Genomic DNA, 18,648 nt, shown 5'->3' on the forward strand with positions numbered 1-18,648 from the left:
GCAATATCCTCTTTTGTTTGCATTTTCAACAATACAACACGGATAAGAAATTGCACCTACGGCTACCAATCAAGTACACTAGCAACCATAGTTGCAGAGTAATGATGGAACCCACATGAAAGAGTCACAAGACAATACTACCCACTTTGGATACAAAACAGTCGAGACCGACAAAAAAGCCTCTATGGTTGCAGACGTATTTCATTCTGTAGCTGCAAAATACGACATCATGAATGATCTGATGTCATTTGGTATCCATCGTTTGTGGAAGCGTCAAACTATTGCCTGCTCAGGTGTACGCGCTGGTCACAAAGTACTTGATCTTGCTGGCGGTACGGGTGATTTAACCGCAAGATTTAGCGAATTAGTTGGTGATAAAGGACAAGTTGTTTTAGGTGATATTAACGACTCAATGCTTAAAGTAGGCCGCGAAAAATTACGCGATTCGGGACTTGTTGGCAATATTGAATACGTTCAAATGAACGCAGAAATGCTGCCATTTGACGATAATACTTTTGATGTCATCACTATTGCCTTTGGTTTACGTAACGTAACTGATAAAGATAAAGCTTTGCGCTCAATGTACAGAGTACTAAAGCCAGGTGGACGCTTACTGGTACTTGAATTTTCAAAGACCGATAACGAGGCGCTGGCAAAGCTGTATGATATGTATTCATTTACACTATTACCTGCAATGGGCAAATTAGTTGCAAATGACAGTGAGTCTTATCGCTACCTTGCAGAATCTATTCGCATGCACCCAGATCAAGAAACGCTAAAATCCATGATGGATGAAGCCGGTTTTGAACAAACTGACTACCAAAATATGACCGGAGGCATCGTCGCCCTTCATCGCGGCTTTAAATTCTAGGAGTTGCTGTGTTAGCTTCATTACTTGGCGCCGTACTTGAGACGGCTTTAAACAAAGGCCTTAAACTCTCGCCTGAGCTAAAGCATGTGCTAAGTAAAGGCCAACACAAAGTGCTCAGTGTTGATATTCGAGATCAAAATACTTGTTTAGCTGTGACTTACACAGGCATTAACATTCACGTTTTATGTCCTTTTGATGGCGAAGCCGATTGTTCAATTAGTGCCGATTTACCAACTTTGCTTGAGCTCAAAGATCCAAGCCAACTCACTGCGCTTATCCGTCAAGATAAGCTCGATCTTGAAGGGGATTTGGCGCTCGCACAACTATATAGTAATGCATTAGCAACACTTGATATTGATTGGGCGGAACACCTCGCCAAATATGTCGGTGATGGGCCCGCACAAGTTGCCGTAGATACCTTTCATAAGTTAGCGAATCGCGCAAAGCAAGATGGACAGGTAGCCAAGGCAACCCTAACTGGGTTATTTCAAGATGAGTTGAAGGTTGCGCCTCACCCGCTCGAGTTTCAACAGTTTAAGCAGCAAGTGAGAACATTAAACAATCAAGTCGAAAGCTTAAATCAACGCCTCAGCGCATTACTTCAGCAGAACAAAGGAAATTAGGTTGTCTTTACTTCGCTTGCATCAGATCACCAAAACATTTTTAACCTATGGTTTAGACGAAATCGTCCCTGCGCATAAGCAGCCTTGGTACGGTAAACTCGCTCGAGCGAGTTTGTTTTGGCTGCGCAACAAACATAAAGACAAACCAGTAGGCACACGCCTACGTCTGGCACTACAAACTTTGGGGCCGGTGTGGATCAAGTTCGGCCAGATGCTTTCGACCCGTCGAGATTTACTACCACCAGATATTGCTGAAGAACTTGCATTTTTGCAGGATCAAGTTCAACCATTTGACCCCGCGATGGCACAAAAGCTCATTGAGCAAGCGCTAGAAATCGACAATATTCATGAATACTTTGCTGAATTTGAATCAAAACCGCTGGCTTCAGCCTCGATAGCGCAAGTACATGCTGCCAAGCTACAACACAAAGATGAGTTAAAAGATGTCGTGATCAAAGTTATTCGTCCCGATATCGAGAAACAAATCCATGCAGATCTCTCTTTAATGGAGCGTTTCGCTAAAATCGTTGTCAATTTACTCAGCGAAGGAAAACGCCTGCGCCCAGTGGAAGTTGTTAGGGAATACAAAAAAACCTTACTCGACGAGCTAGACTTGATGCGAGAAGGCGCGAACGCAATTCAACTCAGACGCAACTTTGAAGACTCAGATTCACTGTATATCCCTGAGGTATATAGTGATTATTCACGTAAAAACGTGCTGGTGATGGAACGCATCTACGGTATTCCGGTTTCAGACACCGAAGCCTTGTTAGCGCAAGGCACCAATATGAAATTGCTAGCCGAGCGCGGTGTGGAAGTCTTTTTCACACAGGTATTCCGTGACAGTTTTTTCCATGCGGATATGCATCCTGGCAATATTTTTGTCTCTCGTGAAAATCCTCATAACCCTAAGTATATTGGCATAGATTGCGGCATAGTTGGCACCTTAAACCGTGAAGATAAACGCTATTTGGCCGAAAACTTTATCGCCTTTTTTAATCGTGATTACCGCCAAGTAGCGCAACTTCATGTGGATTCTGGTTGGGTTCCTGCAGATACCTGCGTAGAAGAGTTTGAGTTTGCCATTCGCACTGTATGCGAACCCATTTTTAACAAACCGCTTGCAGAAATCTCTTTTGGTCATGTGCTAGTAAATTTGTTTAATACGGCAAGACGGTTCAATATGGAAGTGCAACCACAGCTAGTATTATTGCAAAAAACCCTGCTGTATGTAGAAGGCCTAGGGCGCCAACTTTATCCGCAGTTAGACCTGTGGAAAACGGCCAAACCTTTTTTAGAGCATTGGGTGCAAGAACAAGTTGGCCCTCTCGCGGTGGCGAAAAAGCTATATGCGAACTTACCATTTTGGGCTGAAAAAATGCCTGAACTGCCAGACTTGATTTACCAAAATCTCAAGCGCCGCCCTCCTCCAACTGTCACACAAAAAGCAGATACTGCGACTAAGCCTCTATTATTGGGCTTAGCAGCGAGCAGTTTTGCAATTATATCGGGATTGAGCTTTATTTTTGACAAGCCTGTCGCAAGTAGCCTACTTGCGATTATTGCCATGCTAGTATTTATTGGCGCATGGCGTAAAACAGGGTGATTTTTTGCTCGCTAGGCGTATAATCATTATTCATAAGCAGTAAGTATCAATGGAGTTATTATGGGATTCGGTGGGATCAGTATTTGGCAATTACTTATTATTTTAGCCATCATTGTTTTGTTATTTGGAACTAAAAAACTACGCGGTATTGGTAGTGATTTGGGTGGTGCAGTTAAAGGCTTTAAAAAGGCGGTATCGGATGAGCAAACTGCGACCGACGCTGAGCCTGAAAAGTTAAAAAATACAACAACTGAGCAAGCACAACCGGTATCAGAGAAAGAAAAAGATAAGGTGTAATTCAGCATGGGTATGTGGGAGTTAGTGGTCGTTCTTATCGTTGGCCTAATTGTACTTGGCCCTGAACGTCTTCCCGTTGCAATCCGCACCGTAGCAAGATGGATAAAAACGGTAAAATCTGTCGCCAATTCAGTCAAGGCTGAAGTGAGTGAAGAATTACGTGTTCACGAGCTACATAATAATTTGAAAAAAGCGGAACAACAGGGAATGCAAGATTTGGCCCCCGAACTCAAGCAATCCGTTCAAGAGTTACAAGATGCGGCTGAATCAGTCAGACATTCTTATAAATCAACCGAAAATAATAAAAACAAAGACTAATCAATCTAGCAGTTAGATAGTTCAGTCAAAGGCTAGTTTTGGGTAATTTAGACGCCCAAACAGCTCCTTTTTGTTATATCTAACTGGAATTATATTCGTACGAGTCAAGTTACATGACAGAATCAGCCCAAAGTGGATTTATAGCTCACCTTGTTGAGTTAAGAAACCGCTTAATGAGAGCGTTATTGAGCGTTTTCGTTATCTTTGTTGCTTTGGTGTACTTCGCCAATGATATCTATGCCTTCGTTGCAGCACCGCTTGTAAATAGCTTGCCTAGCAACACAACCATGATCGCTACAGATGTTACAGCGCCGTTTTTTGCTCCCTTTAAATTAACGCTTTTTGTGTCACTATTTGCCTCTGTGCCTTTTATTTTGCATCAGGTGTGGGGCTTTATCGCACCCGGTTTATATAAACACGAAAAACGTATGCTTATCCCCATATTACTCTCAAGTGTATTGTTATTTTATGGCGGCATAGCATTTTGCTATTTTGTTGTAATGCCGATCATTTTGGGATTTTTTACCAGTGTGGGGCCCGAAATGATGACGCTATCGCCAGATATCAGCAGCTATCTTGGCTTTATCCTGAAACTATTTTTTGCTTTTGGCATCGCCTTTGAAATTCCCGTTGCCATTATGCTTATATGCTGGAGTGGCATGACAACCCCCGCGAGCTTAAAAGAAAAACGCCCTTATGTCGTTGTTGGCGCTTTTGTTATCGCGATGTTTTTAACACCACCAGATGTTCTATCTCAAACTCTATTGGCGCTCCCTATGCTACTCTTGTTTGAACTAGGACTCATTCTAGCCAAATTTTATAGCGCTAAACCACAACAACAGGAGTCAGAATAATGAAAAAAACCATGATACTGTTCGCACTAGGATTTTCTTCTTTATGCGCCGCAGAGCAGATAAATACGCAAGCATTACAAGCCTGTACGCTGATTGAAAATGATTTTAAGCGGCTTATGTGCTACGACAATGTGATTGCTAATAAACCAATCACGGAAACACATTCAAGCAAAGTGCCCGTAAACAAAGATAAAATAAACACAGCGCGCAATGAAGAAAAAGCAGAATTAAAAGAAGATGGCTTTGGTTTAGAGCATAAAGTTAAAGCGGCAAGCGAAGAAATCGAAGAAATTACAGCTAAACTCGTAAAAACAACCACTCAAGGCCGCGATAAAATGGTATTCACCTTGGACAATGGTCAAGTATGGAGGCAAGTTTCTTCAGAAACTTTTTTCGCCAATGAAGGAGACACATTAATTATTGAACGCGCGTCTTTTGGCTCTTTTTTAATGAAGAAAACGGGCTCAAACCGTACAACGCGAGTTAAACGAGTTAACTGATGAACACGATGTTCGATGCTGGTGTAAACCTCACCAGCTCGCAATTTTCATCCGATTTGGCCGAGGTAATTGCTAGAGCCAAAAACGCTGGCATAGAATCTATGCTCGCCATTGGCTGCGATTTAACAAGCAGCGAACAAAGTATTTTACTCGCTGAGCAATACCAGCTTTATTGTACAGCAGGTGTCCACCCTCACGACGCAAAAGATGCACCTGACACGCTCTACGATGATCTCCTCACTCTTTTAAAAAGTAGCAACAGGGCTATTGCTGTTGGTGAATGTGGCTTGGACTTTAATCGCGACTTTTCACCAAGGCCGATACAACAAAGCGTGTGCTTAACGCAACTGCAGTTAGCAGAAGCTATTGATTATCCTGTGTATCTGCATGAAAGAGACGCGCACGATGCGCTATTTTCGTTACTGCAAGAAGTTAACGTTCATGGAGTACTACACTGTTTTACTGGTGACCATAACGCACTACGACATTACTTGGACTATGGGTTAATGATAGGCATCACAGGCTGGGTTTGCGATGAACGTAGAGGCCAAGCACTACAAGATCTAATCCAATACATCCCCCTAGACCGTTTGCTGTTGGAAACTGATGCGCCCTACCTACTACCTAGAACAATTAGCCCAAAGCCCAAGTCTCGCCGCAATGAACCTATGTATTTATCTTATGTGGCTGAGCAAATTGCACACCTAAAACAATGTCCTGTCACGGAAGTGATGAGCACGACTTCGGCTAATTTTAAACAGCTGTTTGTGAGGTAAAGCCAGTAATGCGCATTGTGTTGTCTTTACTTATATTGATATACAGCTCTGCTGTATTTTCTGCCGTCACTATTTCAGAGTCATTCAAGGTAGAACACCAAGTAAAGCTAAGTTACACACTGAGTAAATATGCATCGTTAAACGAACTGCTTGCGGCTCCTGTCGAATGGCATAGCAGCACCCAAATCCCCACAGGCCTTCGACCTGTAGCAAAGTACTTATGGCTAAAAATAGCGCTGCACAATACTAATAACTCGCTCACACCAGTATTGGTAAGTATAAACAATAATCTCATCGATGCGGTAACTGCCTATCATGTCAGGCCGAACCATCCAATATTCAGCTTAGATATGGGCGATGCCTTGCCACTGATTAAGCGACCACTAAAGTATGAATCTCTAGTTGTTCCGCTTGAGCTGCAGCCACAAACGCAAAGCCATTTATACTTACAGATCAGTGATGAGGGGGTTATCACGGCTCCTCTTGCAATTTGGGAGCCGAATGAATACCTCCAATTTAAGAGTAAATTTAATCTTATTTTTGGAATTTTAGCAGGCTTTGTACTAGCACTCGCCCTAACCAATGCCACGCTCTATTGTGTTACAAAAAAAGGTTACTTTTTATGTGCCACTTTGTTTATCGCTACAGTATGGCTTTTCAATGCACATATCTATGGCTTTGGTTATCGCTATTTTTACTCTTCATGGCAGTGGTTTCAACAGTATGGTCAAGGCATGATGATGTTATTGCTCAGCGCACTGCTGTTGCCCGCTTTGAGTTATTGCTCTGGAAAGTCACTGCTTGCGCACCCAAAGCTGACGAAAAGAAAGGCCATTCTAGCGACAATGTGCTTGTTTCTGCTCATTGCTTTTTTACCTGTTTCTCAGTCTCTCCTGCTAGCGCTTAGCATCAGCTTTATTGTCTCTGTATTGATTATCTATACGCTCGCTCGTGTTAACCACAAGAGTCGAAATATCTTAATTGCAATCGCACTCTGCCACTTTATCGTAATTAGCTACCCGTTTACGGTTGAGCTGGGGGTTCAGTCCGGCAGCTTTTTGAACCATTTGGGCTACTTTGGTATTTTTGTCGTTGAAGCCACTTTGCTGAGTTACCTGCTCATACGTCTATATATATTTCAAAGAGATGAAAAGCTGGCCAAGCAACAGCAACGGCTAGCTCATACTCAAGCTGAAGATGCCCTATTAAAAGAAAAGCTTAAACTACAAGAACAGGCCCAGTACGACTTAGAGTCCAACATTGAGGAACGCACTTTTGAGCTTCAAGTCACATTAAGGGAACTTGAGGATAAAAACCGAGAGCTCGAGCGCATGAACATGGAAGATCCACTCACAAAAGTGAAGAACCGGCGCTATTTCGACAAGCGTTTACAGATGGAAGTACGTCGTTCAAGACGAGAGCAGACAGTATTGAGCCTTGTTATTTTTGATATCGATCACTTCAAAAAAATTAACGACAAATATGGTCACTTGGCTGGTGATCAAGCAATTTGCGAATTTGCCAACTTAATAAAATCACACTTGCGGCGACCACATGATGAAGTGTTCCGCTATGGTGGTGAAGAGTTTATTTTGCTACTACCAAACACCCCGGAAGAAGGTGCTGTCGGAGTGGCTGAACGCCTGAGAGTAGCTACAGCAGATCTCAATATCAAATTTGGTGAAGATACGCTTAAGTTGACCACCAGTGCAGGCGTTTATAGTGCAGTGGTTAGCGATCCACATAACCCACAGCTTTACACTGACAATGCGGACAAAGCCTTGTATCAAGCAAAACAGCAAGGTCGTAATCGTGTTGTTACTTTCAAACCCAATCAGGAGAACTAACGTGGCTCAATCAGGACTCGATCTTTTCCCCCTAACTCGCATGCGCAGAATGCGTCGCGATGACTTTTCAAGACGTCTAATGAGCGAAAGCACGCTAACGGTTAATGACTTAATCTATCCAGTATTTGTATTGGATGGTGAATCTAAGCGTGAAGCTATCCCATCAATGCCAGGTATTGAGCGTTTATCTATTGATCTATTAGTTGAGGAAGCCAAGCAACTAGTAGAGCTAGGGGTTCCTGCCATCGCCTTATTCCCAGTAACTCCGGCGGAACAAAAATCGTTACTAGCTGAGGAAGCATACAACCCTGAAGGGATTGCACAAAGAGCGGTACGTGCTATTAAAGCAGCATGTCCTGAGCTTGGTGTGATCACCGATGTTGCATTAGACCCATTCACAGTCCACGGTCAAGACGGTATCTTAGATGAAGATGGTTATGTCATGAACGAAGAAACCGTGGAAGTATTAGTCAAACAAGCGCTTTCGCATGCAGAGGCAGGTGCCGATATCGTCGCCCCTTCCGATATGATGGATGGCCGAATTGGCGCTGTTCGTGAAGCACTTGAAGAGTGCGGTTTTATCCATACTCGTATAATGGCGTACTCTGCCAAGTATGCATCGAGTTATTATGGCCCTTTCCGCGACGCGATTGGCTCTGCAGGCAACCTAAAAGGTGCAGACAAGAAAACCTATCAAATGGATCCTGCTAATTCTGACGAAGCATTACGTGAAGTGGCTTTGGACTTACAAGAAGGTGCTGATATGGTGATGGTAAAACCAGGTATGCCATACCTTGATGTTGTCAGACGCGTTAAAGATGAGTTTGGAGTACCAACATTTGCTTACCAAGTCAGCGGTGAATACGCCATGCATAAGGCTGCGATTGATAACGGCTGGTTGGCTGAGAAGCCTGTTGTACTGGAGTCTCTACTAGCATTTAAGCGTGCTGGTGCGGATGGCATTTTGACTTACTTTGCAAAACAAGCCGCAATTTGGCTGAATGAAAAGTAATACCAATTGCATTAATGCAATTGGTGTGAAACCTTTAAATTTGAGCAGGTGAAACCCTCACCTGCACTTCCTTTATTACACCTTATCTGACCAAACTTTCTGCTTTTAAAAGCTCATCGCGATTCATTTTCCAGCTAAAGAAGCGAATAATACGACCATCATCGAGATATACCTCGGGAAGACTTACAATGCCCAAAGAGCGTAACCTAATCGCCTGAATATGTTCCGTATGGATATAATGGGTTTTACCAAAAAAGTTATAGCTAACTCCCGCTTTATCTATATGAAGAAAACGCTTTCCGGTTAATGACAGTACCAATAATGATAGAGTAAAAAATAGTAAGGTAAGTGTAACTATTTGCAATAATGATGAGGGAATATCTAAGATAGAAAACAGCGCATTACCCAGCCAGATAAGGGACAGTGCCAGTACATAGAAAAGCCAGTTTATTTCCAGCTCTAAAGTTCTCATTGAGTATCTCCTTTATTTACCCAACCACAATCAAATTTGAGCCTACGACGCAATAACGTGACCCAATTTATTGAAGAAAAGCTAATGATAAAGTGCCAATGTTCCTAAAGCAAGAACTTTAAAATTAATAAAACATGAAATAATCGTGACGACTTTTAGACAGGGCATTAAACCTGTAAATAATTGAATTTAAAAACAAAAAAGGCCGCCAAAGGCGACCTTTTTATGCAAAATAAGTAATTAATTACTTAGCTGCTTTTTTCTCTTTCTCAGCTGCGATTACCGCGTCAGCAACGTTTGCTGGACATGGTGCATAGTGTGAGAATTCCATTGAGAACTGACCACGACCAGACGTGATAGTACGTAGGTGACCAATGTATCCGAACATTTCAGATAGTGGTACTTCACCCTTGATACGAACGCCCATTGCGCCAGCTTCTTGGTCTTTGATCATACCGCGACGACGGTTAAGGTCACCAATTACGTCACCTACGTTGTCTTCTGGCGTGAACACGTCAACTTTCATGATTGGCTCAAGAAGTTGTGCACCCGCTTTAGGGATAGACTGACGGAATGCGCCTTTAGCAGCGATTTCGAACGCGATTGCTGATGAGTCAACTGCGTGGAAACCACCGTCGAATAGCTCAACTTCAACGTCTAGTACTGGGAAGCCCGCTAGTACACCTTCGTCCATCATTGACTTGAAGCCTTTCTCAACTGCTGGCCAGAATTCCTTAGGAACGTTACCACCAACAACTGAAGACTTGAACGTAAAGCCAGAACCAACTTCGCCAGGCTTGATACGGTAGTCAATCTTACCGAACTGACCAGAACCACCAGACTGTTTCTTGTGCGTGTAGCTATCTTCAACTTCTTTAGTGATAGTTTCACGGTAAGCAACCTGAGGCTGACCAACGATTAGGTCTACACCGTATGTACGCTTAAGGATGTCTACCTTAATGTCTAGGTGAAGCTCACCCATACCTTTAAGGATAGTTTCACCTGAATCTTCATCAGTCTCAACTTGGAATGAAGGATCTTCTGCAACCATCTTACCGATCGCGATACCCATCTTCTCGTTACCACCTTTATCTTTAGGTGCAACAGCGATTGAGATTACTGGATCAGGGAAGATCATCGCTTCAAGTGTACACTCGTGCTTAGGATCACATAGCGTGTGACCTGTTTGAACGTTCTTCATACCAACAACAGCGATGATGTCACCCGCTTGTGCTTCAGTAAGTTCAGTACGCTCGTCCGCTTGCATCTCAACCATACGGCCGATACGCTCTGTTTTACCAGTTGCAGAGTTAAGGATAGTGTCACCTTTCTTCATGCGACCTGCGTAGATACGGATGAACGTAAGTGCACCGAAACGGTCGTCCATGATTTTGAACGCAAGCGCTTTAAGTGGTGCATCAGCGTCAACAGTTGCTACTTCACCAGTAGGCTCACCTGTTTCTGGATCTGTTAGCGGCTGAGGATCAACTTCTGTAGGAGACGGTAGGTAGTCAACAACTGCGTCTAGTACTAGCTGCATACCTTTGTTCTTGAATGCAGAACCACAGAAAGTTGGGAAGAACGCAAGGTCACGAGTACCTTTACGGATACACGCTTTGATTTGCTCTAGTGAAGGAACTTCACCTTCCATGTACGCTTCCATTAGGTCGTCGTCTTGCTCAACAGCAGACTCAACTAGCATCTCATGGTATTCTTCAACTTTGTCTACCATGTCAGCTGGAACGTCAGTAATTTCGTAGTTTTCAGGAAGACCTGTGTCATCCCAAACGTATGCTTTCTTCTCAAGTACGTCTACAACACCACAGAACTGGTCTTCGATACCGATTGGAAGCGTCATCACTAGTGGGTTAGCACCAAGTACTTTCTCAACCTGACCAACTACGCGGTAGAAGTCTGCACCCATACGGTCTAGTTTGTTTACGAAGATTACACGTGCAACTTCTGATTCGTTCGCATAACGCCAGTTAGTTTCTGATTGTGGCTCAACACCACCAGAACCACAGAATACACCGATACCACCGTCAAGTACTTTAAGTGAACGGTATACTTCTACTGTGAAGTCAACGTGTCCAGGAGTATCGATAACGTTTAAACGGTGGCCTTTCCACTCACAAGTTACCGCCGCTGATTGGATTGTAATACCACGCTCAGCTTCCTGCTCCATGAAGTCAGTAGTAGACTCACCGTCGTGTACTTCACCAGTTTTGTGGATTTTACCAGTAAGCTTTAGAATACGCTCAGTGGTGGTAGTTTTACCCGCATCAACGTGCGCGAAAATACCAATGTTTCTGTATTTCGATAAATCTGCCATTGTTTTACTCTATTTAAAGTAGAAAAATTATTCGGCGGGAGTATATCACCTCTTGTAGCGAACATCATCCTTGAAGTCGTCTAAAATGCAATCAATTCGCGAAAAAGTTTCTAATGCGAAACTTTGTGACCCATTTTTACCGTATCGCTTACTGCTAGGCCGCTGTATTTAAGAAAATTCCGTTGTATTTTGTCAATTTCAGGGCGGTGAGCTTGGGTTTTTGTTTAAAATATCTGCTTTCCAAACAAGTTGGCATGCTGGACTTGGAAGGCATCATCTAGCAAAGAAAAGTGCGCTATTTTACCCACTTCAATGCTACCAAGTTCATTGTCCATATTTAAATAAGTTGCGGGTACTAAGCTTGCCATATTGATGGCTTCTAGAAGTGGAATATTGGCTAATTCTGCTAAATTCTTCACTGCTTTTTCAAGTGTTAGTGTACTGCCGGCCAAACTGCCGCTGTGAGTTTTCGCCACGCCATCCTTAACCACAACTGGCATTTCACCCAATTGATATTCACCATCTTTAAGGCCACCAGCATTAATACAATCACTGATCAAGGCCACCTTATGCTGACCTTTGAGGCGGTAGATCAACTGTAAAATCGCAGGGTGTAAATGAATACCATCGGCAATCACTTCCACCAAGGCTTGGCTATCAAGTAACAACGCACCAGCACAGCCCGGCTCACGGTGATGAATGCCGCGCATGCCGTTAAACACGTGGACCCCGCCGCAGGCACCATGTGCTAGAGCGGCATTGGTTTGCGCAAAATCCGCATCACAATGACCTAACATCACCCGCACCCCATGTTTACTTAGGTACTGTGTCATCTTAACGCCATTAGCCTTTTCGGGCGCGAGTGCCACCGCTTTAAGCGCACCATCAGCCGCGCTAATCATTTCATCAATTAAGGCTTCGTCTAACGGCTTAAAGAAAGCTTCGTTATGGGCACCTTTGTGTTTTTCACTAAAAAACAAACCCTCACTGTATCCGCCCAGCACCTGAGCACCCGGCATCTTTTGCTGATAGGCAGCTCCAATAACTTTCATCGCGGCAATAGTTTGTGGCCATGTAGTCGTCACCGTGGTAGCCAAAAAGCCAGTGACGCCATGTTTGAGCAACGAGGTGCTAATGGTTTTTATACTGGAGAGTTTGCCATCAATAACATCACAGCCCTCGCGGCCATGAATATGCAAATCAATTAACCCAGGCCACATGTCGAGTTTGGGATAAGACTCGGTATTATCAGGCGCTTCCGTCGCTGGAATAATCGCGTGAAAACGCTCACCCTTTATTACCGCTACGTGCGCTTCAAGGACACTGGTAGGGGTATAGATACGACGGGGCTGAATATAACGAAGCTGCTCAAGCATGTACTTTGCTCCCAAGTAATGCCGCACCCAATGCACCACTTGCATCACCATGCTTGGCTCTAACAATATCTGGCACTGACACTGCGGAAAATACGTGAGGTTCAATGGCTTTTGGGAGCGCTTCTACAAGCTCATCGATAAGCGACATACCACCGCCAAGCACGATAACTTCTGGGTCATACGCTTTGATTAAATTTGCAAACGCCGAGCCCAACAGATCCATATAACAATTAAAAGCATGGCGTGCTTCACTTTCTCCAGCCCGCATCGCTGTGATAACTTGTTCTGAGGTAAGTGTTCGCGTAGTGAAATGTTGATACAAACCGGCAAGCCCTGGCCCTGCGACATAGCGCTCTAAACATCCTTGCAGTCCACAGCCACACGCTAAAATAGGCAGGTGATATTTTTGCTGTAACACTGCAGAAAGCGGATGGTGGCCATATTCTCCGGCGATCCCTTGGGCACTTTTATACAACGCGCCATCAATACAAAATCCGCCTCCAGCACCGGTGCCTATAATTGCCCCAAAGACCTTTTGATATTGCTTACCGGCTCCAAGACTGGCCTCTGATAACGCAAAGCAACGGCAGTCATTTTCCACCGCAATGGGCCGTTCAAGTTGTGCAACAAGATCAGCTTTAACTTCTTTGCCATTGGCGCAAGGGACATTTGCTGATAGCACGCGCTGCTGCGCATTTACTATCCCCGGCATACCAATACCAACCTGTCCTTTACAACCATATTTGTCATCGGCTTGCTGCACCAAAGTGACGATTTGCGCCAAAAACGCCTCATAACTGTGCTTTGGTGTCGCCACACGCCAAGACTCTATACGTTGCAGTTTTTCATCGAACACCGCAATTTCAATTTTGCTCCCGCCAACATCCACTCCATAAATCATACTTCACTCCCAAACGGATGAATGACTACGCCCTGCACAACTCTATTCACTTCCCCCGACGGGCAAGGGTTGTCCGGTGAAATACCGAGATTCAGCGCTTTATAGAAACTTAACTGCTGTGCAAACAACATATACAGTAACCCTTGCCACACATCTTCTAGTGGTGGCACTTTAGGACAAAGTGAATGCACCGTCATGGCTGTACCGTCACGCTGCAACTCAGCAACTAAATCCTGATCGTACAAGCTGGTATAACCATCACTTGAGATAAAACATACCACGACAGTTTTGCTATTGATAAGTGATTTTGGACCATGACGGAAGCCAAGCGGTGACTCGCTCACGCTCATTACTTGGCCTGCCGATAACTCAAGCATTTTTAGCGCAGCTTCCTTTGCAAATCCCAGTAAGCAACCTGAGCCTAGATACACCAAACGATCAAATGGTTGTTGTGCAAATGCACGGATATTTTGCTGCTCTGTCGCAGCTAACATGCTTTGCGCTGCATTGATCAACTTATCCACGGAGCCGTCATCCGCCGCAAAAAATTGTAGCGCTGCAACCATCATTGACGAATAGCTACTCGTCATTGCAAAACTTTGGTCAAGCGTAGGATCTGGTAGCAATATACTTGTTGCATTGCTTGCCTGCTGCGCTGCTTGATGCAATTTTCCATCACGGTTGCAGGTGATAAAAAGGTGCTGACTGTTGCTAATCAACTGTGTTACCAACTCTACGGCCGCCACACTTTCTGGACTATTACCAGAGCGAGCAAAGGATACCAATAAACACGGTTTATCCGTCGCTAGGTATTGCCTTGGTGCAGCAACTAGGTCAGTTGTGCTCACTGCCCGCACACTTTGGCGCATGTGTGTATTAAGATGAGTGGCGATAGCGTCACCGATATAAGCGGATGTACCCGCCCCCGTCAAAATAACCTGAGTATCAGGGTCATCTAGAAAAGGAGCTAACTCCACCAAAAGCCTAGACTTTATGCTCGCGACTAATTGGGCGGTCTCTTGCCACATCTGTGGCTGCTGGGTGATCTCTTTTGCTGTCCAATAGGCATTTCGTGTTTTTAATTGCGCAATTTCGTGTCCTAGCAAAGTGTTCATGACGCTTTCTCCATGGCAAAACACGCATTTGAATAGCGAGCCACAACACGTTGAATTTTGGCAATCACCAACGCTTTGGCGTCCCTTTCTATTTCACCACGGCGTACTTGTTGATATAGCTCTGGAAAATATTGGCTGATAAGCGGCAGTGATAAAGTCTGCTGCGCTAGGTTGTCGAGCATAGTTGCTAACGCCTTTTGCACCGCGTCTTGATGCCAGTAATAGCGAATACGGTCGCTAAAGCTAAATTGGCGCAAGAACCGGAGTTGCTGTGACTCGCCGTGATAAAAACGCTGCCAACTTGTTGGCTCTGCCAGCATGACCTCATCCACCACCTCAATAAACTGACTATGAACATAGGGTAGTAATTGCTTTTCAATATGGTGAAGCGCGAATAATCCTTCGCGCAGCGCAAAGGTCAATTCAGGCCCGACTTTCAAAATGGCAAAGTGGTCAGCAACCAACGACTGATAAGCGCCTGCAGTTTGATAATCTGTCGAATGTGCTTCGAAAGCGATTCGGTCAACGGTACGAATAAAGTCTTTTAATGCACTCGCTTCATTCGGTTTGTAGTCAAAAACTTGGGTGTTATCAAACTCAACCCCCGGCTGCACCACCATTGCAACCACGCGTTGCCAAGCATCCACTAATCCCTTATTTGCAAAAAGTTCACGATGGCAAGCTAGGGTTTCTTGTGCAGCAACTTGGCTGGTCGGTTGTAGACTGTCAATCTGTTCATCAGCGCCACCTGGAGGGGGAACTTCAGTACCAATCACATAAACAATATCACTACGACCAAACGTCGCAATCGCGGCTGCTTCCGCTGTTTGACACAATAAGGCAGCGCGATTAGCTACAATATCATCGCTTAACGCGTCAGGATCGTCAGCACAGGGCATGCTGGCATCTAAGTGGATCTTCTTAAAACCAGCCTTCACGTATTCAGCGACTAAGTCACAGGCTTTGGCCATCGCGGCTTGGCTATTTTCACTAGTCCAACAGACAGGTCCTAAGTGATCACCACCAAAAATCAGTAACTGCTTATCAAAACCAAGCTCTTCAGCCATTTCTTCGACTTTGGCAATAAAATCCGCAGGACGCATCCCAGTATAACCGCCAAATTGGTTAACCTGATTGGCCGTGGCCTCAATTAATAGCAGCGTATTCTCCTGCTTGGCATATCTTATCGACGCTTCTAGCACCCAAGGGTGAGCTGAGCAAATGGCATAAATGCCTGAGTTTTTCCCTGATTTATTGGCTTCGATTAGGGCTTGAAAACGCCGCATATGATCACCTCTTAAGACGTTATTAAATGTACCTCAATTCCGGCGGCAACCAATTGCTGATGAATATCAGCTGGAATACCACTGTCCGTTACCAAAACGTCAATTTCTTCGCAGGCGATAATACGGTGTACACCTTTACGATCGAACTTGCTGGAGTCCGTCACCACTATGACTTGCTTTGCAGCTTTACACATCTCGCGGTTAAGCGCGGCTTCTGGTTCAAAGTGTGTTGTTACACCAACATCAACAGAAAACCCGTCGACACCAAGCACCAAGCGGTCAAAGTGATATTGCTTTAGCTGATCTTCTGCGTGGCTGCCATAAAACGACAGCGACTTTTTACGCAGTGAGCCTCCAGTCATCAACACTTCAACGCCATCGGCTGCAACGAGCGCTTGCGCCACGTTAAGACCATTGGTCATCACCACTAGCTGTTGATGTTCAGTAAGCTGCTTCGCAACCTCTTCAGTGGTGGTTCCAGAGTCCAGAATAATAGACTCATTATTGCCTATAAGGCTCGCCACCAACTTTGCAAGCTCGACTTTCACTTGGTGATGATGATCGTGCTTTTCCGTTATGGTGAGCTCTTTGGTTAACCTAGAACTCGCAACGGCACCACCATGAGAGCGAACCAACAACCCTTTATCATGTAAGGCATTGAGATCATTTCTGATCGTCACGGTTGATACACCAAATTGTTCTGCCAGCTCAGATACTTCTACTCGTTCCGTTTGACCAACGAGTTGAACGATTTCGTGGCGTCTTTCGATGGTGTTCAGCATGACACCTCCTTTCGTTTTGGTTGAATTTAGTCTACACAGCTTTCATTTGCTTTCAATTTATTTTTTTAACTTTAATCGAAAACAAATACAAACACCTGTTTTATAATGATTTAAAGTTAAGCTAGAAACAAATTGAAATACAAACGAAAGAATATGAAAGATATTTTTCTTGCGTTCAAAATAAAACTGCCGTAATAATAACCAAAAAATAACATTTCGTTTTTAACAACAAGAGTGAACAACTAAGAGGTTATTATGGGTGATCTAAACCGCCGGCGATTTCTTCAATCAATGGCTGCTATCGCAGCAACAAGCGCAGTGATTGGCTGCGCAAGTAACAATAATAAGACGCCGCTTACACCAAAGCCACAAGGAAATTCAGTTCAAGGTTTAGTCGTACCGAAACTGGATGTTGTGCGAGTGGGCTTTATTGGTGTGGGTCAACGTGGTGTTGGCGCGGTAAAACACTTTTGCCATCTTGACGGTGTCGAGATCAAGGCCATCTGCGATACGCACCAAGAAGTCGTAGATAGAGCCGTTAAAATTGTTGTCGACAAGGGCTTACCCAAGCCAGCGACTTACGGCAAGAACGATATGGACTATCGCCGCATGTTGGCGCGCGATGACATTGATATTGTCATCATCTCTACGCCTTGGAAATGGCATACGCCTATGGCGGTAGACACAATGGAAAGTGGCAAACACGCTTTGGTCGAAGTGCCAGCAGCAGTAACCATAGAAGAAGCGTGGCAATTGGTAAATACCGCAGAGCGCACGCAAAAGAACTGCATGATGTTGGAAAACGTTTGCTATGGCCGTGACGAGCTGATGGTATTAAACATGGTTCGCCAAGGGCTATTCGGTGAGTTACTGCACGGTGAAGCAGCTTATATCCATGAACTTCGTTGGCAAATGAAAGAAATTGAGCATAAAACTGGCTCATGGCGCACACATTGGCATACCAAACGTAACGGTAACCTCTACCCAACCCATGGTTTAGGCCCGGTTTCTCAATATATGAATATTAACCGTGGCGATCGTTTCGACTATATCTCGTCTATGAGTTCACCAGCACTTGGTCGTGCAGCCTATGCCAAACGTGAATTTCCAGCAAATCATGAGCGTAACCAACTGAACTATATTGCTGGAGATATGAACACTAGCATCATTAAAACCATCAAAGGTCGTTCGATTATGGTACAGCACGATACCACTACCCCACGCCCTTACTCCCGCCACAATTTAATTCAAGGTACTAACGGCGTATTTGCAGGATTCCCCAACCGCATCGCGCTTGAAAACGGCGGGAGTAAGAGCTTTCACGAGTGGGATTACGATATGAATGATTGGTACGGCAAATACGACCATCCACTTTGGCAAAAAATGGGGGCTGAAGCAGAGCGCAACGGCGGCCATGGTGGCATGGATTTCTTAATGTTCTGGCGCATTATTTACTGCCTTCGTAATGGCGAACCGCTAGATCAGGATGTTTACGACGCAGCTGCTTGGTCAGCGGTCTTCCCTCTTTCAATGGACTCAGTTGCAGACAGAAGTAATAGCAAGGACTTCCCGGATTTCACCAGGGGCACATGGCGCACTGCAGCACCACTAGGCATTGTTACATAACTAACCAAAGGTTAAATACGTTATCTATAGCAAATGCTATCAATGCCTGAATAA

General features: G+C 44.4%; 18 protein-coding genes. 11 read left to right on the forward strand and 7 right to left on the reverse strand.

Annotated elements, in window-relative coordinates; genetic code table 11:
* The first annotated feature begins 115 nt into the window (after positions 1-115).
* The 10 genes from ubiE (at position 116) to hemB (ending at position 8,704) form a co-directional block, all read left to right on the forward strand.
* Positions 116-871 (forward strand): bifunctional demethylmenaquinone methyltransferase/2-methoxy-6-polyprenyl-1,4-benzoquinol methylase UbiE, encoded by a 756-nt coding sequence (ubiE, locus tag MHN30_RS16130; protein WP_010376465.1) that lies wholly within the window; start codon positions 116-118, stop codon positions 869-871.
* 8 nt (positions 872-879) lie between these two features.
* Positions 880-1,494, forward strand: coding sequence for an SCP2 sterol-binding domain-containing protein (locus MHN30_RS16135; RefSeq protein WP_239360342.1), 615 nt, complete (start codon positions 880-882; stop codon positions 1,492-1,494).
* 1 nt (position 1,495) lies between these two features.
* On the forward strand, positions 1,496-3,100 hold the full coding sequence (gene ubiB / locus MHN30_RS16140; RefSeq protein ID WP_130165128.1) for a ubiquinone biosynthesis regulatory protein kinase UbiB: 1,605 nt from the start codon (positions 1,496-1,498) through the stop codon (positions 3,098-3,100).
* Between the two features lie 60 nt (positions 3,101-3,160).
* A complete protein-coding gene (gene tatA, locus MHN30_RS16145) occupies positions 3,161-3,397 on the forward strand; it encodes a Sec-independent protein translocase subunit TatA (protein WP_017218334.1) in 237 nt (78 codons plus the stop codon).
* Between the two features lie 6 nt (positions 3,398-3,403).
* Positions 3,404-3,715: a Sec-independent protein translocase protein TatB gene (gene tatB, locus MHN30_RS16150; RefSeq protein WP_010376473.1), complete on the forward strand. Its 312-nt coding sequence runs from the start codon at positions 3,404-3,406 to the stop codon at positions 3,713-3,715.
* Positions 3,716-3,828: 113 nt separating this feature from the next.
* Complete coding sequence (gene tatC, locus MHN30_RS16155) at positions 3,829-4,569, forward strand: twin-arginine translocase subunit TatC (RefSeq protein ID WP_130165129.1); 741 nt, start codon at positions 3,829-3,831, stop codon at positions 4,567-4,569.
* Positions 4,569-5,069, forward strand: a complete 501-nt coding sequence (locus MHN30_RS16160) for a hypothetical protein (RefSeq protein WP_239360343.1) — start codon at positions 4,569-4,571, stop codon at positions 5,067-5,069. Before tatC ends, MHN30_RS16160 begins: the two co-directional genes overlap by 1 nt.
* A complete protein-coding gene (locus tag MHN30_RS16165; protein ID WP_130165131.1) occupies positions 5,069-5,845 on the forward strand; it encodes a TatD family hydrolase in 777 nt (258 codons plus the stop codon). The genes MHN30_RS16160 and MHN30_RS16165 overlap by 1 nt, the downstream gene beginning before the upstream one ends.
* 8 nt (positions 5,846-5,853) lie before the next feature.
* Positions 5,854-7,692, forward strand: coding sequence for a diguanylate cyclase (locus MHN30_RS16170; protein ID WP_130165132.1), 1,839 nt, complete (start codon positions 5,854-5,856; stop codon positions 7,690-7,692).
* 1 nt (position 7,693) lies between these two features.
* Entirely contained in the window at positions 7,694-8,704 is a 1,011-nt protein-coding gene (gene hemB / locus MHN30_RS16175) for a porphobilinogen synthase (RefSeq protein ID WP_026001016.1), read from the forward strand.
* An 82-nt stretch (positions 8,705-8,786) separates the two neighbouring features.
* Here hemB and MHN30_RS16180 read toward each other — a convergent pair whose 3' ends face one another.
* The 7 genes from MHN30_RS16180 to agaR all read right to left on the reverse strand — a co-directional run bounded on the left by MHN30_RS16180 (position 8,787) and on the right by agaR (position 16,968).
* A complete protein-coding gene (locus MHN30_RS16180; RefSeq protein ID WP_222241779.1) occupies positions 8,787-9,176 on the reverse strand; it encodes a hypothetical protein in 390 nt (129 codons plus the stop codon).
* A gap of 244 nt (positions 9,177-9,420) precedes the next feature.
* Entirely contained in the window at positions 9,421-11,508 is a 2,088-nt protein-coding gene (gene fusA / locus MHN30_RS16185) for an elongation factor G (RefSeq protein ID WP_039493397.1), read from the reverse strand.
* A 224-nt stretch (positions 11,509-11,732) separates the two neighbouring features.
* Entirely contained in the window at positions 11,733-12,884 is a 1,152-nt protein-coding gene (gene nagA, locus MHN30_RS16190; protein ID WP_119232126.1) for an N-acetylglucosamine-6-phosphate deacetylase, read from the reverse strand.
* Positions 12,877-13,785, reverse strand: a complete 909-nt coding sequence (locus MHN30_RS16195; RefSeq protein ID WP_039493393.1) for an ROK family protein — start codon at positions 13,783-13,785, stop codon at positions 12,877-12,879. Before MHN30_RS16195 ends, nagA begins: the two co-directional genes overlap by 8 nt.
* Positions 13,782-14,900, reverse strand: a complete 1,119-nt coding sequence (locus MHN30_RS16200) for an SIS domain-containing protein (RefSeq protein ID WP_239360344.1) — start codon at positions 14,898-14,900, stop codon at positions 13,782-13,784. The genes MHN30_RS16195 and MHN30_RS16200 overlap by 4 nt, the downstream gene beginning before the upstream one ends.
* Entirely contained in the window at positions 14,897-16,186 is a 1,290-nt protein-coding gene (locus MHN30_RS16205) for a D-tagatose-bisphosphate aldolase, class II, non-catalytic subunit (protein ID WP_239360345.1), read from the reverse strand. Before MHN30_RS16205 ends, MHN30_RS16200 begins: the two co-directional genes overlap by 4 nt.
* Positions 16,187-16,197: 11 nt before the next feature.
* Complete coding sequence (gene agaR, locus MHN30_RS16210) at positions 16,198-16,968, reverse strand: transcriptional repressor AgaR (protein WP_039493387.1); 771 nt, start codon at positions 16,966-16,968, stop codon at positions 16,198-16,200.
* 255 nt (positions 16,969-17,223) lie between these two features.
* Between agaR and MHN30_RS16215 the strand changes: the two genes are divergently transcribed.
* Complete coding sequence (locus MHN30_RS16215) at positions 17,224-18,594, forward strand: Gfo/Idh/MocA family oxidoreductase (protein WP_239360346.1); 1,371 nt, start codon at positions 17,224-17,226, stop codon at positions 18,592-18,594.
* Positions 18,595-18,648: the final 54 nt, after the last annotated feature.

This window comes from Pseudoalteromonas sp. OF7H-1, from assembly GCF_022347825.1.
In the GTDB taxonomy this organism is placed as follows: Bacteria; Pseudomonadota; Gammaproteobacteria; order Enterobacterales; family Alteromonadaceae; genus Pseudoalteromonas; species Pseudoalteromonas maricaloris.